This window comes from Lutibacter sp., from assembly GCF_041596795.1.
Taxonomy (GTDB): Bacteria; Bacteroidota; Bacteroidia; order Flavobacteriales; family Flavobacteriaceae; genus Lutibacter.
On record NZ_JBFHHX010000044.1, the window covers coordinates 1 to 22,712 of the forward strand.

General features: G+C 29.6%; 21 protein-coding genes. 6 read left to right on the plus strand and 15 right to left on the minus strand.

What is annotated here, in order from left to right; all coding sequences use genetic code 11:
* Window positions 1-1,685: VWA domain-containing protein (locus ABY298_RS07195; RefSeq protein ID WP_372745339.1), on the minus strand; the 1,685-nt coding region annotated here is incomplete at its 3' end.
* 11 nt (window positions 1,686-1,696) lie between these two features.
* Window positions 1,697-2,443: a 3-oxoacyl-[acyl-carrier-protein] reductase gene (gene fabG, locus ABY298_RS07200; protein WP_372745340.1), complete on the minus strand. Its 747-nt coding sequence runs from the start codon at window positions 2,441-2,443 to the stop codon at window positions 1,697-1,699.
* Between the two features lie 446 nt (window positions 2,444-2,889).
* Here fabG and ABY298_RS07205 point away from each other — a divergent pair, with 446 nt between their 5' ends.
* Window positions 2,890-5,754, plus strand: a complete 2,865-nt coding sequence (locus ABY298_RS07205) for a TonB-dependent receptor domain-containing protein (RefSeq protein ID WP_372745341.1) — start codon at window positions 2,890-2,892, stop codon at window positions 5,752-5,754.
* A 67-nt stretch (window positions 5,755-5,821) separates the two neighbouring features.
* Here the strand turns inward: ABY298_RS07205 and sucD are convergent, their stop codons facing one another.
* The 7 genes from sucD to ABY298_RS07240 form a co-directional block, all read right to left on the minus strand.
* Window positions 5,822-6,694: a succinate--CoA ligase subunit alpha gene (gene sucD, locus ABY298_RS07210; RefSeq protein ID WP_372745342.1), complete on the minus strand. Its 873-nt coding sequence runs from the start codon at window positions 6,692-6,694 to the stop codon at window positions 5,822-5,824.
* A gap of 75 nt (window positions 6,695-6,769) precedes the next feature.
* Window positions 6,770-7,693, minus strand: a complete 924-nt coding sequence (locus tag ABY298_RS07215; protein ID WP_372745344.1) for a UDP-3-O-(3-hydroxymyristoyl)glucosamine N-acyltransferase — start codon at window positions 7,691-7,693, stop codon at window positions 6,770-6,772.
* A gap of 4 nt (window positions 7,694-7,697) precedes the next feature.
* Window positions 7,698-8,264, minus strand: a complete 567-nt coding sequence (gene efp / locus ABY298_RS07220; RefSeq protein WP_372745345.1) for an elongation factor P — start codon at window positions 8,262-8,264, stop codon at window positions 7,698-7,700.
* Window positions 8,265-8,366: 102 nt separating this feature from the next.
* Window positions 8,367-9,149, minus strand: coding sequence for an acyl-ACP--UDP-N-acetylglucosamine O-acyltransferase (lpxA, locus tag ABY298_RS07225; protein WP_372745346.1), 783 nt, complete (start codon window positions 9,147-9,149; stop codon window positions 8,367-8,369).
* The gene (locus tag ABY298_RS07230; RefSeq protein WP_372745347.1) at window positions 9,149-10,546 is read right to left on the minus strand and encodes a bifunctional UDP-3-O-[3-hydroxymyristoyl] N-acetylglucosamine deacetylase/3-hydroxyacyl-ACP dehydratase; all 1,398 of its coding nucleotides are present in this window, start codon (window positions 10,544-10,546) and stop codon (window positions 9,149-9,151) included. The genes lpxA and ABY298_RS07230 overlap by 1 nt, the downstream gene beginning before the upstream one ends.
* Window positions 10,546-11,583, minus strand: coding sequence for a UDP-3-O-(3-hydroxymyristoyl)glucosamine N-acyltransferase (gene lpxD, locus ABY298_RS07235; protein WP_372745348.1), 1,038 nt, complete (start codon window positions 11,581-11,583; stop codon window positions 10,546-10,548). Before lpxD ends, ABY298_RS07230 begins: the two co-directional genes overlap by 1 nt.
* Window positions 11,584-11,616: 33 nt before the next feature.
* Complete coding sequence (locus tag ABY298_RS07240) at window positions 11,617-12,846, minus strand: HD domain-containing protein (protein WP_372745349.1); 1,230 nt, start codon at window positions 12,844-12,846, stop codon at window positions 11,617-11,619.
* Window positions 12,847-12,884: 38 nt separating this feature from the next.
* Here ABY298_RS07240 and ABY298_RS07245 point away from each other — a divergent pair, with 38 nt between their 5' ends.
* The 4 genes from ABY298_RS07245 to ABY298_RS07260 are packed head-to-tail and all read left to right on the plus strand — an operon-like array spanning window position 12,885 to window position 16,463.
* The gene (locus ABY298_RS07245) at window positions 12,885-14,435 is read left to right on the plus strand and encodes a PglZ domain-containing protein (protein ID WP_372745350.1); all 1,551 of its coding nucleotides are present in this window, start codon (window positions 12,885-12,887) and stop codon (window positions 14,433-14,435) included.
* 43 nt (window positions 14,436-14,478) lie between these two features.
* On the plus strand, window positions 14,479-14,895 hold the full coding sequence (gene tsaE, locus ABY298_RS07250; protein ID WP_372745351.1) for a tRNA (adenosine(37)-N6)-threonylcarbamoyltransferase complex ATPase subunit type 1 TsaE: 417 nt from the start codon (window positions 14,479-14,481) through the stop codon (window positions 14,893-14,895).
* Window positions 14,888-16,090: an alanine dehydrogenase gene (locus tag ABY298_RS07255; RefSeq protein WP_372745352.1), complete on the plus strand. Its 1,203-nt coding sequence runs from the start codon at window positions 14,888-14,890 to the stop codon at window positions 16,088-16,090. The genes tsaE and ABY298_RS07255 overlap by 8 nt, the downstream gene beginning before the upstream one ends.
* 1 nt (window position 16,091) lies before the next feature.
* The gene (locus ABY298_RS07260; protein WP_372745353.1) at window positions 16,092-16,463 is read left to right on the plus strand and encodes a hypothetical protein; all 372 of its coding nucleotides are present in this window, start codon (window positions 16,092-16,094) and stop codon (window positions 16,461-16,463) included.
* Here the strand turns inward: ABY298_RS07260 and ABY298_RS07265 are convergent.
* Window positions 16,453-17,130, minus strand: coding sequence for a TrmH family RNA methyltransferase (locus tag ABY298_RS07265; RefSeq protein WP_372745354.1), 678 nt, complete (start codon window positions 17,128-17,130; stop codon window positions 16,453-16,455). The genes ABY298_RS07260 and ABY298_RS07265 overlap by 11 nt on opposite strands.
* Window positions 17,131-17,182: 52 nt before the next feature.
* Between ABY298_RS07265 and ABY298_RS07270 the strand changes: the two genes are divergently transcribed.
* Window positions 17,183-17,869, plus strand: coding sequence for an NAD-dependent deacetylase (locus ABY298_RS07270; protein WP_372745355.1), 687 nt, complete (start codon window positions 17,183-17,185; stop codon window positions 17,867-17,869).
* On the opposite strand, the gene ABY298_RS07275 is transcribed toward ABY298_RS07270, so the two are convergent.
* From ABY298_RS07275 to rpsF, 5 genes are all read right to left on the minus strand, one after another.
* Window positions 17,847-18,317 carry a DUF6495 family protein gene (locus ABY298_RS07275; protein ID WP_372745356.1) on the minus strand — a complete coding sequence of 157 codons (471 nt, stop codon included), beginning with the start codon at window positions 18,315-18,317 and terminating at the stop codon, window positions 17,847-17,849. The genes ABY298_RS07270 and ABY298_RS07275 overlap by 23 nt on opposite strands.
* A gap of 65 nt (window positions 18,318-18,382) precedes the next feature.
* Entirely contained in the window at window positions 18,383-21,490 is a 3,108-nt protein-coding gene (locus ABY298_RS07280) for a carboxypeptidase regulatory-like domain-containing protein (RefSeq protein WP_372745357.1), read from the minus strand.
* A 186-nt stretch (window positions 21,491-21,676) separates the two neighbouring features.
* A complete protein-coding gene (gene rplI, locus ABY298_RS07285; RefSeq protein ID WP_372745358.1) occupies window positions 21,677-22,129 on the minus strand; it encodes a 50S ribosomal protein L9 in 453 nt (150 codons plus the stop codon).
* 13 nt (window positions 22,130-22,142) lie between these two features.
* A complete protein-coding gene (gene rpsR, locus ABY298_RS07290) occupies window positions 22,143-22,436 on the minus strand; it encodes a 30S ribosomal protein S18 (RefSeq protein WP_372745359.1) in 294 nt (97 codons plus the stop codon).
* A 5-nt stretch (window positions 22,437-22,441) separates the two neighbouring features.
* Window positions 22,442-22,712 (minus strand): 30S ribosomal protein S6 (gene rpsF, locus ABY298_RS07295; protein WP_372745360.1); only part of this gene is annotated, 271 nt, incomplete at its 5' end.

A 22,712-nucleotide genomic window follows, 5' to 3' on the forward strand; every position in this document is an offset into this window, starting at 1 on the left:
GATAATGAAACATTAAAACTGTTGTTTCCAAGAGAAAATGGTATTTTTTGTAGTATTTTATTTTCAGAATTCAACAAGGAAAACCATAATTTAGCTCTTCCATCAAAATTTAAATTTTTATCTAAATAACTTGCAGAAATAAAAATGGTTTCATTGGCAAAATATATAGGTTCTACCGAAACATTTAAGCGGCTATTTGTTTTTGTTGATGTTAAATATTGAATTAAATTAGAGATAAATCCATCAAACAGTTCAAAATTTCTATACTCTGCAAAACTGTTCATTCTCCATCTCCAAGAATTTTCACCAAATAAAACAGCTCCTTTTTGCGTATCAATTTCAAACGTTGCTAATAATGGTTTTTTCAACTCTATATTCCCAATTTTTTGAAATAATAATGTGTTAAAATCATACTTAAATTTAACCTCTCCAAAAGCTTCTTCTAACGGAGCAAAACTGTTAAAATTAATATCACTGTTTTGAAAAACAGCATACTCTTTATTTAAAGTAGCACTGTAATTTTCTGTTTGTTTTGATGCGTTTTTATAAAATATTTTTTGATTAGCATTTAAAAAATTCCAATCGGTACTAACGCCTGTAATTATAAAATTATTTATTTTTTTTGAAGAAATTTCATCAAAAATATACTTAAACTTATTATTTGGCTGATATAATATAATCAACTGATAATCATTAATGTTAAAGTTTTTATTTTCGATGTTAAAAATTGAAACAGATCGTTGCTTATTAGTTTCAATAGATTTTTTCAGCATTCCTAAATCTGGATGATTTATAGCGCTTAAAATTAAAATCTTGCTTTGTTCTTCTATTACATTAACGCTAAAAGTTTTAGAATTATTTACTGTGTGTTTTTCGTTTTCTAAAGATTCTATTGTTGCTGTATAATATTGATTTCCACTTTCAGAAGAAGTAATAAAAAATGATTCGATTTGAACATTTTTTGAGCCTGAAAACTGCAACTGTTTTGTAAATATTGTTTTGCCTTTATGTAGTACTTTTAATGTTTTTATAACTGATGAATTTCCAGTATAATTCACAAATATCTCCACAGGAAGATTATTGTTTATATAGGTAAATTTATTTACGTTTAATTGGCTAATATAAATATCATCTACTTTTGTGGTATCACCAAAAACCACTGGGTAAACTGGATTTTTATAGTTTTCAAAAGCCACATTATTCCCTAAAGTTTGATTTCCATCCGTAATTAAAACCACAGGATTTATACCGTCTTTATATAATTTTGAAAATTCTTTAAAAGGTAACTCTAAGTTTGTTCTATTTTCTGAAAAAGTTAAGGAATCTAAACTGGCTAATCTTGATCCAAATTTAAAAAAGTGCAAATCAAATTTAGAATTTAACTCTTTATTATTTTTCAATTTATCTATTAACGCAAGTACATTGGTAACAAGTGAATTGTGTTTTATAGATGATGAATTATCAACAGCAATTAAAAGTCTTGGTTTTACAGTTTCAATCTGATTCTTTTTAAAAGAAGGATTTATAAAAAGAATTAAAATTGCAAAAATGCTTAAAAAACGTAAAGAAAAAAGCCAATAATTTAATTGGCTTTTTTCTTTATTATTATAAATATATTGAAAAGCAGCGATACCTATGGAAGCTATAAAAGCTAAAATTATAAATATCAACACGTTAGTTTCCAACAGCTTATATTTTATGTTAACATACCTCCATCAACACTTAATGTTTGTCCGGTAATATAAGAACTCATATCTGACGCTAAAAATACACACGCGTTTGCAACATCTTCTGGAGTTCCTCCTCTTTTTAAAGGAATTGCTTCTCTCCAACCTTTTACTACATCTTCATTTAATTTATCTGTCATTTCAGTTTCAATAAATCCTGGAGCAATAGTATTACATCTAATATTTCTTGAACCTAATTCTAAAGCTACAGATTTGGTAAATCCTAAAATACCAGCTTTAGATGCTGCATAATTTGCTTGTCCGGCATTTCCTTTTAATCCAACTACCGAACTCATATTAATAATAGATCCAGCACGTTGTTTCATCATTGGTCGTATTACCGCTTTTGTTAAATTAAAAACAGATTTTAAATTTACCTCAATTACAGTATCAAAATCTTCTTCAGAAATACGCATTAATAAATTATCTTTTGTAATACCTGCATTATTAACCAACACATCAATAGTTCCAAATTCCTTTAAAACATCTGCTGCTAATTGTTGTGCGGCATCAAAATTTGCGGCATTAGATTGGTAACCTTTAGCTTTTATTCCAAATTTTTCTAATTCTTGCTCTAATTCATTTGCTGCTTCAACAGAAGAACTATATGTAAAAGCTACATTAGCTCCTTGTTTTGCAAAACTTAAAGCAATTCCTCTTCCAATACCTCTAGTTGCTCCTGTTATTAATGCTGTTTTATTTTCTAAAAGTTTCATTTTAATGTATGTTTAGTTTAATTTTTCAACAATTCAAAGATACACATTTGTATAAAAAAAACACCACATAAATATTTTTTCAAAATTTATCAATTATGATCAATCAGAGCTATTTTTTGGAGATTATACATAATTCAAAAAAAATATAGTTTTTATAAAAATATTTTCATTTCTAGAATTCCTAACATTTATCATAGTATTCAACTATATAACAAGTTGAAAAACACTAACACTTTAACAAACAAAAAGTTAAATATTTTTCAGGTAAATAAAATGTTAACTTTTTACATTGCATTATTCGTAACAATATTAATTAAACATAGTTTTTTGTTAATTATACATTCTTTTTATATGTAAACTTAACATATTTTTAACATATACATTAACAATATAGCATTTTTAAAAACATCAACTAATTCATTAAAATTAATTTTCAAATTAAGCGTATGATACAAACAAAAAAAATATTATTTATTATTTCTTTTCTTTTTACAATAATAATTAATGCCCAATCGTATAAAGTGAGTGGGAACGTAAAAGATTCTGACAATCAACCATTGCCAGGAGTTTCTGTAACTGTGGAAGGTACCTCGCGTGGAACCATAACAGATTTTGAAGGAAATTATTCTATTTCGGTAGAATCTAGTGAAAACCTAATTTTTAATTATGTAGGTTTTAATAAGATAAAATTACAAATGGACGGTACTAAAACATTTAATGTTGTTATGCAAGCAGGTGTTGTGCTTAATGAAGTTGTTGTAGTAGGTTCAAGAAACCCCAATAGAACTGCCGTAGATACTTCAGTACCTATAGATGTAATTGATGTAACAGAATTGGTAACGGCTGGTCCACAGGTTAATTTAAATCAAATATTAAATTATGTTGCTCCATCTTTTTCTTCCAATACACAAACTATTGCTGATGGTACAGACCATATAGATCCTGCTTCTTTAAGAGGTTTAGGTCCTGATCAAGTTTTAGTTTTAATTAATGGAAAAAGAAGACATAATTCTTCATTAATTAATGTTAATGGAACATTTGGAAGAGGAAGTGTTGGTACCGATTTAAATACTATACCTGCAGCTTCAATAGAACGAATTGAAGTTTTAAGAGATGGTGCAGCTGCGCAGTACGGATCTGATGCAATTGCAGGTGTAATTAATATTGTACTTAAAAGAAGTACTAATGAATTATCTTTAAATATAACAACCGGAGCCAATTTTTCTAAAAATTCTAATTCCCAAACTGGAGGTGTTGATGGTGAAACCACAAATATAAGTGCCAACTATGGTTTACAATTAAATGAAAATGGAGGTTTTTTAAATTTTACAGGAGATTTTGATGTAAGAGATGATTATAATAGAATGAAAGAATGGGAAGGAACTATTTTTAATTTATACAATACCGTAGAAAGATATGCCAATTATGATGGTTATAATTTATCAAATCTTTTAGATGATGATGTTTCGGACGTTATTCAATATGGAAATGAAGCAGGTTTAGGGTTAGATGCCAATGCTACTAAAGATGAATTAAGAGCTATTTTAAGTACCGATAACACAACTGCAGAATTAGCTGCAAGAGGTTTAGAAAGAAGCGATTTTAATATGAGAGTTGGTCAATCTTCATTAAGAGGCGGTCGATTTTTCGCGAATTTATCTTTACCTTTAAATGATAAAGGCACAGAATTTTATTCTTTTGCCGGAGTAAGTTCTAGAACAGGAAATTCAGCTGGTTTTTATAGATTACCAAACCAAAGTAGAACATACACACCAGCTTATATTAATGGGTTTTTACCAGAAATAAACTCAACTATTACAGATAAATCATTTGCAGTAGGTCTAAAAGGAAAAATTAATGATTGGAATATTGATTTTAGTAATACTTATGGTATCAATAAATTTTTATACACTATAGGAAACACATCAAATGCTTCTATGCAAAATGCATCTCCATCCTATTTTGATGCTGGTGGCTTTTCTTTTTTACAAAACACAACCAATTTAGATTTAAATAAATTTTATAAAGATGTAATGGATGGGTTAAATGTTGCTTTTGGCGCCGAATACCGAATTGAAAATTACGATATTTTTGCAGGTGAAGAAGCTTCATATGCACAATATACCGAAGATGGCCAAGTAATAACAACATCAACCCAAGTTGCAGCACAAGATTTCTTTGGAAATTCTAGACCAGGAGGATCGCAAGTATTTCCAGGATTTAGCCCAACTAATGAATTATCTAGAGGAAGAAGTAGTGTTGCTGGTTATTTAGACTTGGAAGCAGATATTTCAGAAAACTTTTTACTAAGTGCAGCTACTCGATATGAAGATTATTCAGACTTTGGTTCTACACTTAACTTTAAAGTAGCTTCAAGAATAAAAGCTGGAGAAAATACAAATTTAAGAGCTGCTTTTAACACTGGTTTTAGAGCACCATCTTTACACCAATTAAATTTTAATTCTACTTCTACAATTTTTGATAAAAATGGTGACCCACAAGAAGTTGGTACTTTTTCAAATGATAGTAGAGCTGCAGAATTATTAGGAATTCCTAAATTAAAACAAGAAACTTCTAAAAGTATAAGTTTAGGATTTACAAGTAAAATTCCAAATGCTCACTTAACAATAACAGTTGATGGGTATTTTGTTACAATTGATGATAGAATTATATACACAGGACAATTTAAAGGTCCGGGAACTGGTACTGAATTAGATAATTTATTAGCACAAGCAAATGCATCTGCCGCTTCATTTTTTGCAAATGCAATTGATACTGAATCTAAAGGAATTGATATTGTTATAACGCATGATGTAATGCTTAGTGATAATTTAAAATTAAAAACTGATTTAACAGGAACTTTTTCTAAAACAATAAAAGTTGGAGATATTAAAGCTTCTGAAGTTTTAGAAAATGCTGGTTTAGTAGATACTTATTTTCGTGAAGACAGTAGAATATATTTAGAAGAGTCTGTACCAAGATCTAAAATTAATTTAACAAATAGTTTTACAACTGATAAATTTAATATCTTTTTAAGAAATGTTTGGTTTGGAGAGGTTACACAAGCTACTACAACTATAGAAAACCAACAAGTTTTTGGATCTAAAATTGTAACAGATTTATCTTTTGGATATAATTTTTCTGAAAGCACAACAGTTACTATTGGTGCCAATAACCTTTTTGATATTTATCCAGATAGATCTATTGCTGCTAATAGAAGCTCGGGAAGATTTGATTGGTCTACAACATCTCAACAATTTGGTATTGCAGGAAGATTTCTATTTGCAAGATTAAACTTTGTTCTTCAATAATAATTATTGCAAGGAACAAAAAAAAACTCTCAAGTAAAATTGAGAGTTTTTGTTTTTTTATAAAATATTAGCCTAAAATTTCAGCTACTTTTTCACCAATTTTAGCTGGAGAATCAACTACAAAAATTCCATTTTCTTTTAATATTGCCATTTTTGCTTGTGCTGTATCATCAGCTCCACCAACAATAGCACCAGCGTGTCCCATTGTTCTTCCTTTTGGCGCAGTTTGACCAGCAATAAAACCAACTACTGGTTTTCTATTCCCATCAGCTTTTATCCAACGTGCAGCTTCTGCTTCTAATTGACCTCCAATTTCACCAATCATAACAATACAATCAGTTTCATCATCGTTCATTAATAATTCTACAGCATCTTTTGTTGTTGTTCCAATAATTGGATCTCCTCCAATTCCAATTGCTGTAGTAATTCCATATCCTTTTTTAACCACCTGATCAGCAGCTTCATAAGTTAAAGTACCAGATTTTGACACAATACCTACTCTACCCTTTTTAAAAATAAACCCAGGCATAATCCCTACTTTAGCTTCTCCTGGAGTAATTACACCAGGACAGTTTGGACCAACTAATCTGCAATCTTTATTAGCAATATATGCTTTTACCTTCACCATATCGGCTACCGGAATTCCTTCTGTAATACAAATAATAACTTTAATTCCTGCAGCAGCAGCTTCCATAATAGCATCTGCAGCAAAAGCTGGCGGAACAAATATGATAGATGTATCTGCAGCAACTTTATCTACTGCATCTTGAACCGTATTAAATACCGGCTTATCTAAATGTGTTTGACCTCCTTTTCCTGGAGTTACTCCTCCAACTACATTTGTACCATATTCAATCATTTGGGTAGCATGAAATGTTCCTTCACCACCTGTAAATCCTTGAACAATAATATTCGAATTTTTATTTACTAAAACGCTCATTAATGTATTTTTTTAATTAAAGTTAGTATGCTTCTTACAAATGTAGAATATTAAATATATTAAACCTTGATAATCTTACTTTTTTTGAGTCTTTAATAATTGCTTAATACCAGCAAGTTCTTTTAATTTAATTCTAGATTCTTCAATTGGAGTTCCAAAATATGTTTTACCTCCAGAAATTGATTTTGTAACACCAGATTGCCCTAAAACAACAGCTTTTTTACCAATAGTAATTCCACTATTTGTTCCTACTTGTCCCCATAAAGTTACTTCATCTTCTACTATAACACAACCAGCCACACCAGTTTGCGAGGCAATTAAACAATTTTCACCAATTACAGTATCATGCCCTATTTGAACTTGATTATCTATTTTAGATCCTTTTTTTATAGTTGTATTTCCAGAAACACCTCTGTCTATTGTACAAAGCGCACCAATATCAACATTATCTTCAATAATAACACTTCCGCTTGATATTAATTTATCATACCCTTCAGGTCTTTTTTTGTAATAAAAAGCATCGGCTCCTAAAATAGAACCTGCATGTATTGTTACGTTGTTTCCTATTTTACAATTATCATAAATAGAAACATTGGAATGAATTAAACAATTATCACCAATTACAACATTATTTCCAATAAATGCATTTGGTTGAATAACCGTATTTTTTCCAATAACTGCAGAATCTGCTATAGCTGCAGTGGCTTTTTTAAATGAATTAAAGTGCTTAGAAAGTTTATTAAAATCAGTAAACGGATCTTCCGAAATTAATAAGGCTTTTCCAACCGGACATTTTACCTTTTTGTTAATTAAAACAACAGTAGCTTTAGACTCTAAAGCTTTGTCGTAATATTTAGGATGATCAACAAAAACAATATCTCCCTCTTCAACCACATGAATTTCGTTACATCCTAAAACTGGAAAATCTTCAGGTCCTACAAATTTAACATTTAACAACTCAGCTATTTCAGCTAAACTATATTTTCGAGGAAATTTCATAATGTTATTCTTTTACTCTTTCTAAATAAGCACCTTTTGCAGTATCAACTTTTACTTTATCTCCTTCATTAATAAATAAAGGAACGTTTATAGTTGCACCAGTTTCAACAGTTGCAGGTTTTGTAGCATTTGTAGCTGTATTTCCTTTAACTCCAGGTTCTGTATGTGTTATTTCTAAAACAACACTTGCAGGCATATCAACAGATAAAGGCATATTATCTTCAGTATTAAAAATAACTGTAACAATTTCACCTTCTTTTAATAGTTCTGGCGCATCTAAAGTTTCTTTTAATAATGTAATTTGATTATAATCGTCTGTATTCATAAAATGAAAAGTATCGCCTTCTGGGTATAAAAATTGATATTTTCTTGTTTCTACTCTAATATCTTCAATTTTTCTTCCTGCTGGAAATGTATTTTCTAATACTTTTCCGCTAGATAAACTTTTTAATTTTGTTCTTACAAACGCTGGCCCTTTTCCTGGTTTTACATGTAAAAATTCAACTACTTTAAATATATCATTATTATACCTTAAACATAAACCGTTTCTAATATCTGATGTTGTTGCCATTCTATTTTTTTAAATTTATTTCTATTATTATTTGTAACTAATTCTGTATAAAAACAGAAAACTAAAACTGAAGATTATGAGTGAAAAATTCCTAATTCCAAATTAACTTCCTGTATATCCTTTCATAATTCCACGCTGAGAATTTTTTATAAAAAGAATAATTTGATCTCTTTCTTTGGTTGCTTCCATTTCAGCTTCAATAATTTCTAAAGCTTGGGTATTATTATATGTTTTTTGATATAATATTCTGTAAATATCTTGAATTTCTCTAATTTTTTCTGTTGTAAAGCCTCTTCTTCTTAAACCGATAGAATTTATCCCAACATAAGATAATGGCTCTTTTCCTGCTTTTGTAAAAGGTGGAACATCTTTTCTTACTAATGATCCTCCAGAAACCATTGCATGTTCACCAATATGTATAAACTGATGTACTGCAACTAAACCACTTAAAATTGCAAAGTCACCTACAGTAACGTGCCCAGCTATTACGGAACCGTTTGCAAGTATACAATTATCGCCAATAATACAATCATGTGCTATATGCGAAGTTGCCATAATTAAACAATTATCTCCTATTTGAGTTTTTCCTAAGGCTTTGGTTCCTCTATTAACTGTACAACATTCTCTAATGGTTGTATTATCTCCAATTATAGCCAAAGAATCTTCTCCATCAAATTTTAAATCTTGTGGAATTGCTGAAATAACAGCTCCTGGAAATATTCTACAATTTTTTCCTATTCTGGCTCCTTCCATAATGGTAACATTAGAACCAATCCAGGTTCCGGAACCTATGACTACATTATTATGAATTGTTGTAAATGGTTCAACTACTACATTTGTAGCTATTTTTGCACCGGGATGTATATATGCTAAAGGTTGATTCATTATTCTGTTGGTTTTTTAGCAATTTGAGCCATTAATTCTGCTTCAGCCACTAACCTTCCGTTAGCGTATGCACAGGCTTGCATATGGCAAATTCCTCTTCTTATTGGGGTTATTAATTCTGCTTTAAATATTAATGTATCTCCTGGTAATACTTTTTGTTTAAATTTAACATTATCCATTTTCATAAAATATGTTAAATAGTTTTCAGGATCTGGTACCGTATTTAAAACTAACACACCACCACATTGCGCCATTGCTTCAACTTGTAAAACTCCTGGCATAACTGGTGCATCTGGAAAATGACCAACAAAAAATGACTCGTTCATAGTCACATTTTTCATTCCAACCACGTGAGTTGGAGATAATTCTATAATTCTATCAATTAATAAAAATGGTGGTCTGTGTGGTAGAATACTCATAATTTTATGAATATCCATTAACGGTGGTAAGTTTAAATCGAAAGTAGGTACGTTATTTCTTTTTTCTTGCTTTATAATTTTTTGAAGTTTTTTAGCAAAAATAGTATTTACTAAATGTCCTGGTTTATTTGCTATAACCTTCCCTCTAATTCGTGTTCCAACTAAAGCTAAATCGCCTATTACATCTAGTAATTTATGACGCGCAGCTTCATTTGCCCAACGCAATGTTAGGTTATCTAATATTCCGTTTGGTTTTACTGCTAAAGACTCTTTATTAAAGGCTTTTTTAAGCTTTGTCATTGTATCATTTGATATTTCTTTATCAACATATACAATGGCATTATTTAAATCGCCTCCTTTAATTAAATTGTTATCAAGTAACATTTCTAGTTCATGTAAAAAACTAAAGGTTCTTGCATCTGCAATTTCACTTTTAAAATCGGAAAGTCTATCTAATGTAGCATTTTGAGTTCCTAACACTTTGGTGCCAAAATCAACCATTGTTGTTACTTGATACTCTGAACTAGGCATTATAATAATTTCACTACCAGATTCTTCATCTTTATAAGAAATCACTTCTTTTACAACATATTCTTCTCTTTCAGCGTCTTGTTCTACAATACCTGCTTCTTCTAATGCTGCTATAAAATGTTTTGATGAACCATCCATTATTGGTGGCTCTGGCGCATTAATTTCTATAATAATATTATCTATATCTAAAGCTACAACCGCAGCCAATACATGCTCCGATGTATTTACTGAAACTCCTCTTTTCTCAAGGTTTGTTCCTCTTTGTGTATTTAAAACATATTCTGCACTTGCTTCAATAACAGGCTCGCCTTCTAAATCAATTCTAACAAAAGCATAACCATTATTTATTGGAGCAGGTTTAAAAGTCATTGTTACTTTATTACCTGTATGTAAACCAACACCAGAAAGTGTGACTTCTTTTTTAATAGTTTGTTGTTTTTTATTCATTATTCTTCAACTTTTAAAGCTTTAACTTCTTTTTCAATGGAATTTATTGTGGCTGCTAATTTTGGTAACTTTTTAAAGTACACATATGATTTATTAAAATCGTTATAACCAATGGCTGGTGTTCCCTGAATTACTTCATTGTCCTTAATATTTCTACTAATTCCACTTTGGGCTTGTACCTGAACATTATTACCAATAATAATATGACCTACAATACCTACTTGACCTCCAATTTTACAATTTTCGCCAATTTTAGTAGAACCGGCAATTCCTGTTTGTGCAGCAATTACTGTGTTTTTACCAATTTCTACATTGTGAGCCACTTGAATTTGATTGTCAAGTTTTACTCCTTTTCTTATAATAGTAGATCCTAACGTTGCTCTATCTATAGTTGTTGCAGCGCCAATATCTACATTATCTTCAATAATAACATTTCCTATTTGAGGGATTTTATTATAAGTTCCTTCTGCACTAGGTGCAAAACCAAAACCATCAGCTCCAATTATTACGCCAGAATGTATTGAACAATTCTCGCCAATAATGGTTTCTGAATAAATTTTTGCTCCCGCAAATATTGTTGTATTTGCTCCTATTTCCACATTATCACCAATATAAACATTTGGATAAATTTTTACATTATCACCAATTTTTACATTGTTACTAATATACGAAAAAGCACCTAAATAAATATGTTCTCCAATAATTGCGGATTCACTAATAAATATGGGTTGCTCAATTCCTTTTTTATTCAATTTTACCTCATTGTAAAACTCTAATAATTTAGAAAATGCTTTATAGGCATCAACAACCTTAATTAGGGTTGTTGTTAGTTCCTTTTCTGTTACAAAATCTTTATTTACAATGGTTATTGAAGCCTTAGTTGTATAAATAAAGTTTGTATATTTTGGATTTGAAAGAAAGGTTAACGAACCTTCTTCTCCTTCTTCAATTTTAGAGAGCTTAAAAACTTCTACATTTTCATCTCCAGTTATCTCACCTTCTAAAATTTCTGCTATTTGAATTGCTGTAAATTTCATCACGACAAAAGTAAAAAAAAAGTTGAACTATACCTATTTCTTTGGATAGCAGAAATAGTACTTATACACAGGTTTTGATAATGCTTGAATATTCAAGTGGTCCGAGGCTTCTATAATGTCTTTTACAGTACCATTTTTATACAAAATTTGAATAATATTTTGAGTAGAATCATACGCTTGGTTAAAAATTTCGCCTGAGTACACAAAATAATCTACTTCATTTTCATTTAAATTATGAGCTTTTTTAACCTCATTTTTTAGTTTTTCAATGCGTTCTAAACTTATTGGTTGGTTCTCTAATTTAACTTTAGGTAGATTTCTATTAATTAAGTTTTTTGATAAGGTTGATAAAATAAAATCATCGTTAGAAATCCATTCTTTAATAGATAAAAACACATCGTAATCATCTAATCTTGAGAATGTTTTTAATGTTTCATTATTAAAATTATCTTCATTAATTTGATTGTTTAAAAAATAGCTAAAAGCTTTACTTGCAGGAAGTTTAACTCCTTTTAACGTTAGTTCTTTAGCTCTAACTAATATTTTTTCCATTAATTTTTCTGCACCTAAACCTGCTTTATGCAAATAGGCTTGCCAATACATTAATCTTCTGGCTACTATAAATTTTTCAACAGAATAAATTCCTTTTTCTTCAACCATTAATGTATCATCTTTTACATTTAACATGGTTAAAATTCGTTCAGAATTTATATTTCCTTCTGCAACTCCGGTATAAAAACTATCTCTTTTTAAATAATCTAATCGATCCATATCTAACTGACTAGCAATTAGCTGATGTAAAAATTTTCGATGGTATTCATTTTTAAATATTTTAATTGCTAAAGATAATTTTCCATTAAATTCATCATTTAACGCCTCCATAAACTTTAACGAAATACTTTCATGATTTACACCTGCAACAATACTTTTTTCTAAAGCATGTGAAAACGGTCCGTGACCAATATCATGTAGTAAAATAGCAATATAAACAGCATTTTCTTCTTCATTAGAAATTTCTACACCTTTAAATCGTAAAATTCTAACAGCATTTTGCATTAAATACATGCTTCCAATGGCGTGATGAAAACGTGTATGATGCGCTCCTGGATATACTAAATACGACAATCCCATTTGCGAAACTCGCCTTAATCGCTGGAAATAAGGATGTTCTATTAAATCGTAAATTAATGCATTTGGAATAGTAATAAATCCGTAAATTGGGTCGTTTAATATTTTCAGTTTGTTGGTTTGTTTTTCAATCACAAATTAATTATTTTAAAGAATTCTACAAATATAGTAATATGAGCGATATAAAAATTTTATGGGTTGATGATGAAATAGATTTATTAAAACCACACATCCTTTTTTTAGAGAAAAAAGGGTATAGTGTAACAAAATGTACCAACGGTGCCGACGCTATTGATTTATGTGATAATGAAAGCTTTGATATTGTTTTTTTAGATGAAAATATGCCAGGTTTAACTGGACTAGAAACACTAACAAAAATTAAAAATAAACATGCAAATCTTCCAATAGTAATGATTACTAAAAGTGAGGAAGAATATATAATGGAAGATGCTATTGGTAATAAAATTGCCGATTATTTAATTAAACCAGTAAATCCGAATCAAATATTACTAAGTTTAAAAAAGAATTTAGATCATACACGTTTGGTATCTCAAAAAACTACCTCTAATTACCAACAAGAGTTTAGAAAAATTGCAATGGATTTAGCGATGGTAAATTCTTACGAAGAATGGGTTGATATTTATAAAAATTTAGTGTACTGGGAACTGGAACTAGAAAATATTTCGGATTTAGGAATGGTTGAAATTTTAGAAAGTCAGAAAAAAGAAGCCAATTCTTTATTTTTTAAATTTATCAAAAAAAATTATAAAGATTGGATAGAAGATGATGATGCTCCAATTTTATCAAACACATTATTTAAAAAAACAATTTTACCAGAAATTTTAAATGCTAAATCTGGAACATTATTAGTAGTTATAGATAATTTGCGTTACGATCAGTTTAGAATATTAGAAAAAACAATTAATACCTATTATAAAAAGCAAGAAGAAAATTCGTATTTCAGCATTTTACCAACTGCCACACAATATGCCAGAAATGCTCTTTTTTCTGGTTTAATGCCGTTAGAAATGGAACAAAAACATCCTAATTATTGGAAAAATGATACCGATGAAGGTGGAAAAAATTTGTTTGAAGAAGAATTTTTAATGGAACAATTAAAAAGATTACGCCAAAATTTAAAAGTGGGCTTTCATAAAATAACAAACATTAAAAACGGAAAACAATTAGCAGAAAATTTTAACAGTACAAAAGAAAACGATTTAACTGTAATTGTTTATAATTTTGTTGACATGTTATCTCACTCTAAAACAGAAATGGAAGTTATAAAAGAATTGGCAAGTGACGATAAAGCGTATAGATCACTTACTAACAGTTGGTTTATGAACTCACCTTTATTAGAAATAATTCAAAAGGCGCAAAAATTAGGTTATAAATTAATTATTACAACCGATCACGGAACAATAAATTCTAAAATTCCAACACAAGTAATTGGAGATAAGAACATTAGTTCAAATTTACGTTACAAAACTGGTAGAAGTTTAACATATGAAGATAAAGAGGTTTTTGCAATAAAAAACCCTAAAGAATTTTTATTGCCTTCTATACATATGAGTAGCTCTTTTATTTTTGCAAAAGAAGATTTCTTTTTTGCCTATCCTAATAACTACAACCACTTTGTTCAATATTATAAAAACACCTATCAACATGGAGGAATTTCTTTAGAGGAAATGATAATTCCTTGTGCTATATTTACACCAAAATAAATTACATGTTATAATCTTGTAAAATTTTAAACTAATTTAGTATATGATAAAAAATTACATGTTATCTGAAATAGCTGAAATTGCCAATGAAGTTATAAAAAACTCAAAAAATAAAGTACTGCTTTTTTATGGCGAAATGGGTGTTGGAAAAACTACTCTTATTAAAGAAATTGTTAAACAATTAGGAGTTATTGATAATGTTAGCTCCCCTACTTTTTCGTTGGTAAACGAATATCATACAACTACAAAAGAAAAAATTTATCATTTCGATTTTTATAGAATTAACAAAATTGAAGAAGCGTATGATATGGGCGTAGAAGAATATTTTTATAGCAATAACTGGTGTTTAATAGAATGGCCAAATAAAGTTGAAAATTTACTACCTTTAAATGCTGTATGTATTACAATTACATCAAATAAAAATCAACTACGAACTATTGAACTAAAAAATAATGGGTAAACAAATTTCTTCGCCATTCAGTAAATTCGAATTAATCCCTCAAGAGGAATGTTTAGAAATTTCTAAACATAAAGGTTCGCTTGTTATAGGAATTCCAAAGGAAACACATTATCAAGAAAAAAGAGTTTGCCTAACACCAGATGCTGTTGGAGCATTAACTGCACAAGGTCATAAATTTATTATTGAAACAGGTGCTGGTGATGGCGCCAATTACTCAGATAGAGAATATTCTGAAGCAGGCGCAAAAATATCGTACGATGTAAAAGAAGCCTTTGGTTGCCATATTATTTTAAAAGTTGAACCACCTTCTTTTGATGAAATAGATTATATAAATCCACAAAGTGTTTTATTTTCTGCATTACAATTAAAAACACAAACCAAAAGATATTTTGAAGCTTTAGCTAGCAAAAGAATTACTGCAATTGCCTTTGATTTTATTAGAGATGAACAAGGCGCCTATTCTATTGTAAAATCTTTAAGTGAAATTGCCGGAACTGCATCTATTTTAATTGCTGCAGAAATAATGAGTAATGATAATGGTGGAAACGGTTTACTATTAGGAAATATTGGTGGTGTTCCACCATGTGAAGTGGTTATTTTAGGCGCTGGAACAGTAGCTGAATTTGCAGCAAGATCTGCCATTGGTTTAGGTGCAAGTGTAAAAGTTTTTGATAATTCTATTACAAAACTAAGAGGACTTCAGCGTAATTTAGGTCAGTTAATTTATACTTCTACCGTACAACCAAAAACATTACAAAAGGCATTAATGCGTTGCGATGTTGTAATTGGTGCTGCCCGCGGCGATTCCCGTTCTCCTGTTTTAGTTACTGAAACTATGGTACAACAAATGAAACAAGGCGCTGTTGTTGTTGATGTAAGTATAGATAGAGGTGGTTGTATTGAAACATCTGAAGTTACAACTCATAAAAACCCAACATTCACAAAGCACGGTGTTATTCACTATTGTGTTCCAAATATCCCATCAAGGTATGCAAGAACAGCTTCTGTGTCTATCAGTAATATTTTTACGCCGTATTTAATGGATATTGCAGATGAAGGTGGATTTGAAAATGCTTCTAGAATGAATAAAAGTTTACAAAAAGGAATGTATTTTTACCACGGTATTTTAACTAATAAATCGGTGGCAGATTGGTTTAATTTACCATATAGAGACATTAATTTACTATTTTTGTAGAATGACATTTAAACAAAGATTACCATATTTTTTGGGAGGATTAACTGTAGGAATTATTATTGTAGTGTTTTTTTTAGGTAAAAAAAACACCACTTTTGATTATGGCCCAAATGCTCGTTTACTTAAAAATATTAGATTAAAAGAACGTGTTTTTTCTGATGAAGCTTTATCAACCTTAAAAACGTATGAAATTGATACTGCAGCCATTTCTCAAATACTAAAAAATGGAGATGCCGATATGTGGAATAAAATTAAAATGGATTCTTGTATTCAGTATTCAATTTCTGGAATTAATGATTTAAAACACATTTCTATTACTGTAAAAAACTGTGAATCATCAGCTTATATTAATAAAATTACAATTAAGAACTAATTTTAGAATAGTATTCAGCTTTTATTTTTTTAATGCTTTTTATTGATTTTTCTAACCAATCTAAATATTTTTCATCTTTTTCAACATTACTCAATTGCCAATCAATATCCGATTTTTCTAATCGCTCATGAACATTTTGCAGTATAATTGCTGCAGCAACAGATATATTTAAACTTTCTGTAAAACCAACCATTGGTATTTGTAAATAACCATCGGCATTGTCTAAAACATCTTTAGATAATCCATCTTTTTCAACACCAAAAAAGAAGGCAGATTTTTGAGAAATATCAAAATCTTGTAAAACACAAGAATCGTTATGCGGCGTGGTTGCAATAATTTTATAGCCTTTTGCACGTAATTCATCTATACAAGTTAACGTATTATTGGTGTTAATCTGGTTATATAAATTAAAATCTAACCATTTCTGTGCTCCTTTTGCAATTTTACGTGAAGCATAAAATCTATATTTATTTTCTATAATTGAAAGATCTTGAATACCAAATATTTCACAGCTTCTTACAACTGCACTCGCATTATGTGGCTGAAATAAATCTTCAATTGCCACTGTAAAATGACGAGTTCTTTTATCTAAAACTTTTTTAAATAAATTTTTTCTTTTTTCAGTAACAAACCCTTCTAAATATGCTAAATATTTATAATCTATCATTAATTATTCCTTTTTTCAAAGATAAAATTTTACTTTTGATAAAATGATTCATATGAAAAAAATAGTTGTTTTAACTGGAGCCGGAATTAGTGCAGAAAGTGGTTTAAAAACTTTTAGAGATGCTGATGGTTTATGGGAAGGACATGATGTTATGGAAGTAGCATCAGATATAGGTTGGAAAAAAAATCCAGGCTTGGTACTTGACTTTTACAATAAAAGGCGTCAACAATTATCTCAAGTCTCACCTAATTTAGCACATACATCTTTAGCCTTATTAGAAAAAAAATATAGGGTTAACATTATTACTCAAAATGTTGATGATTTACATGAAAGAGCTGGAAGTTCAAATGTTTTACACTTACACGGAGAATTACTTAAATCTAGAAGCTCAATAAATGAGCAATTAATTTATAAATGTAATAAAGACATTAATCTTGGAGATATGTGTGAATTAAACTCACAAATTCGTCCACATATTGTTTGGTTTGGTGAGGGAGTTCCATTATTTGAAAAAGCAATTGAAATTACCAGCAAAGCAGATATTTTAATAATTATAGGAACATCTATGCAAGTTTACCCTGCTGCAAACCTTATAAATTTTATAAACTCAACTATTCCAGTTTATTTTATTGATCCAAAACCAAGTATTCAAAAAAATTACTTTTCAAATTTAACTATACTTACCGAAAATGCTTCTTCTGGTGTTTCAAAAATAGTTAATCAGTTAATTGATTTATAGAGTGATACAAATCTCCTTTAGATATTACACTTCCCATTTCAATTAGTTTAAACAACTCTAAATTTCTTTCGTAATCATAGTTTTTAGTAGCTCTAAAATATTCAATAGATGAATGTAACGGATTATTTATAAACCAATCAAAATCTTCAGTATTTAAAAAACTTTTTGAAGTATCTTTTAATTGAATATATAATCTTGAAATGGAATCTTCATCACATTTAAATAAATTTATATGATGCTCAGAAATATGATCTAAATAGTTCACTTTTAACAATACTCCTTCCCAAACTAAATCGCTAAAAATTGCTATTTCTTCATCCGCAACTTCAGGCTTCTCATTTTTTATTTTAGTCCATTCGGCTGCATCAATTTGCTGAGAAGCTAAAAAAGTAGAAAATTCTTGATGTAATTCTAATAATTGCTCTTTAGTAAGTTTTCTGTATTTCATATATATATTCAATAAAAAACCGCCCAATTTTAGGGCGGTTCAAATATACTATTATTTATTTTTTTTTAGAAAGAATAACGTACTCCAAATTGTATTTGCCATCTCGATGCTAAGGTTGCATTATATACAAATGTTTCTTGTAAACTTGGATCAAATGTATAGGTTGGATTTCCTGAAGCATCAACAGAAACACCAATTGGTTGTACTGCGGTTGGTTCTTGCACTAATCCCCAATCTGAATTAATTAAATTTCCAGCGTTTAAAATATCAATACTAAATTGCAATGTATTATCTTCAGATACTTTTAAATCTTGTAAAATTTTAACATCCCATTTTCCTCTCCAAGGAGCTAAAGCTCCATAGCGTTCTGCATAATTCCCTCTTCTTCCACTTAAATAATCATCTTGTTCAATAAAATTATCAAATGCTTCTGCTTGACCTGTTCCAGAAAATACCATTGAGCTAATTTCTGTTGAGGTTGGAACATAAATTAAATCATTTAAACTAGATCCATCATTGTTAATATCACCGGCATAGGTATAATTAAATCTTCCTCCTTGAGCATATTCAAAAAATGTAGAAATTGTTGTTCCCCATTTATCATTAGATCCATACGTCCAATTTTTTGATACAACACCAATTATCCTGTGCGTATCACCATATTTAGAATACGCTAAATTAGCATCGTTTGCATTTCCTAAAATCGGATTAAAATCAAAAGCATCTCCAGTTATCTCAGCTTCAATAGAATTTACATCTTTAGAATTTAAATAGTTATATGCTAACATTGTATACAAGCCATTTTCAAATGATTTTTGAGCTTTAACCGTTCCATTAAAAGTTCTTCCTTTATCAGAATTTGTAAATACATACGCATTATTTCCTTTATCTGAATCTGCATAAATAGCTCTATTATCAACACCATTTAATGTTAATGATGGCGTGTTTAATCCCCAATTTTGAACATGTGCTCCATTAATATCTTTTGTATAAGATACATCTGTAGAAATTACAATTCCATTTTCTAGTTTATTATCTAATCCTAAACTTGTTCTCCAAACTTGAGGAAATTTAAAATCAGGATCCACAACTTGATAATAATATACATTTGGATTTGCAATTTGGTTTCCTAACCAAACAAAAGGAAAACGCCCTGTAAATAAACCTGAACCTCCTCTTAATTGCATTGTTTTATCTCCTTTTATATCCCAATTAAATCCTAAACGAGGAGAAATAAGAAAATTATTATTAGGCATTTTTGTTGAATCAAAATATACGGTTTCACCAGTTTCAGGATCAATGTATGGTGTTTCAGGAAGGTACAATGCTCCTCTATCAATTACTTCTTGTGCTTTTGTTGCAGAATCAAAAAATAAAGGCTTATCAAATCGTACACCATATGATAATTTAAAATTATCATTAATAGTATAATCATCTTGGGCATAAAATGCCAATTGCCCTACATTTGTTTCAGCTAAACTCCAATTTCCCGCAGCATAAACAGCTTCAGCGTTTGCCATTGCATCTGCCAAAAGTCCGTTTGAAATTGCCGTGTTAAAAGCAGCCATATCAACAAAATCACCAAAAAATGCACCTACATATCCTCTAGAATCTGCATAGCCATATGCTCCTAAATTAAACGAATTATCAAATTGAAATTTTTCAAATGAAAATCCTAAAGTGTAATTATGATTTCCTTTACTAATATTTAAATTATTTGTAATTTGAAATACTTTTTGATCTAATGTATTATGAATTGAAAATGGTTCATGACCAGCAATTATATAGTTCCCTCCGCTTCCATCTTGAATTCTAAATGCAGGCATTGGTGCTGATTTAGGATTTCTAAAATCATCAAAATGCGTATAACCTACTTGTAATTTATTAGATACGTTATCTTTTAATTTTGAATTCAATTCAACCAAAAACGATTGAATTTTATTATTAATTTGATATCCCGAATTTTCAAACTGTAACATTTGAGAGTTTGGACCTCTAAATCCTAATGCTGTTGGATGAGCTGTATTATCTTTTGATGCATCTAAAAAATTATAAATTACAGCTAATCTGTTATCATCATTAATATTCCAATCTAATTTAAAAATACCTTTTGTACTGTTAGATTCATGAATAAAACCTTCATAAGCACCCGTATCATAACCTATTCCAGCCAACGCAGTTTGCACATTTTCTAAATCAGCTACTAAAACACGAGATTCATTTATAGCACCTGTTCCTCTATTAGGCAACCAAGATTGCCCTAAATCCGATCTATCATCTTTTTCAAAATTTGCAAAAAAGAACAATTTATCTTTTATAATTGGACCTCCTATACTAAATCCATATTGTTTTTGTTCTAATTTAGGCACAAAAATACTTTCACCTTTTATTTTATCGCCTGTTAAATCCTGATTTCTAAAATAGCCGTAAACAGTACCCGAAAATTTATTAGTACCACTTTTAGTTACCGCATTAATAGAGGCGCCTGTAAAACCAGATAAAGAAACATCATAAGGTGCTGTAGACACACTTATTTGTTCAATGGCATCTAAAGAAATTGGTTGCGCATCTGTTTGACCACCAGGCGTTGCCGCATCTAATCCAAACGGATTGTTAAATATTGAACCATCTAAAGTAAAATTATTAAATTGATCGTTTCTTCCTCCAAATGAACCCCCTGAAGCTGATGGATCTAAACGTGTAAAATCTGATGCTGATCTTGAGATTGTAGGTAAATTTGTTAACTCTCGTTTTCCAACACTTGTTTCTGCACCTGTTCTATCGTTATTAAAAATAGAACTTTTTACACTTGTAATAACTACTTCTTGTAATTGTTCACTTTCTGCAGTTAACTTTATATCTAAATCAAAAGCATTACCCAGTTCTAAATAAACATCGGTAATTTCAATTGTTTTATAACCTACATAACTAAATGTAACGGTGTACGGACCACCTACTCTTAAATTTGGTATTGAATAACGACCTTGTTCCAGAGTCATTGTTCCAGAAATTGTTCCAGTAGGAATGTGTTTTGCTACAACATTTGCTCCAAATAAACCTGCGGATGTATCATCTTCTACACTTCCTTGTATTTTTGATGATGTTACTTGTGAAAAGCCTAAATAAGAGCAAAATACTGCAATAAAAATAGATAGTAGTAATTGTTTTTTCATAAATAGTAGTATTAAATTTAAGTTTGATTTTTTTCAAAAATAAACATTTTTTCAATGTAATTAAATCATTATCAAATCTTTATTAACTACACATTGTTAATTACTATTTAATTTAGACACTTATAAACATAAAAAAACCCACTAAAAAGTGGGTTTTTTATAATAACATAAATGTTATTATTAATATTAGTTAGCTTCAGCAATAACATCAATTGTTAAATCAACTACTACAGATCTATGCAATCTAATTGTAGCATTGTATTTTCCAATTCTTTTAATTGTACCACCTTCTACTTTAATGTATTTTTTATCTACTACTTGTCCTGCAGCTGCTAAAGCTTCAGCAACATCTGCATTGTTAACAGAACCAAATAATTTAGAACTATCTGCAGTTTTTGCAGCAATTTTAACTTCTAATTCTTTTAATGCATCTGCAATAACTGTAGCATCTTTAATTAACTTTTCTTCTTTAAAAGCACGTTGCTTTAAAGTTTCTGCTAATACTTTTTTAGCTGATGTAGTAGCTAATACTGCTAATCCCTGAGGAATTAAGAAGTTACGTCCGTAACCGTTTTTTACAGTTACAATATCGTCAATAAAACCTAAGTTCTCAACGTCTTGTTTTAATATAATTTCCATAATCCTTCGTCTTTTATTTTAATAAATCACCAACATATGGCATTAAAGCTAAGTGACGTGCTCTTTTAATTGCAACAGACACTTTACGTTGATATTTTAATGATGTTCCTGTTAAACGACGAGGTAAAATTTTACCTTGCTCGTTTACTAAATATAATAAGAAATCAGCATCTTTATAATCAATATACTTAATACCGTTCTTTTTAAAACGACAGTATTTTTTTACTTCTTTAGTATCAATATCTAACGGAGTAAGGTAACGAACATCACCTGATTTTCCTCCTTTTGCTTGTTGTTCTATAGACATATCTCTTATTTTTTAGCTGCTTTAGCGTTACTATTTCTTTGTCTTCTCTTTTCTGCCCAAGCAACAGCATGTTTATCTAACGCAACAGTTAAATAACGCATAATGCTATCATCTCTTCTAAATTCAAGTTCAAAAGGAGCAATTACTTCTCCAGCAACTTTGTATTCAAATAAGTGATAAAATCCACTTTTTTTGTGTTGGATTGTGTAAGCTAATTTTTTTAGCCCCCAATCTTCTTTTGATATCATTTCGGCACCTTTAGAAACAAGATAGTCC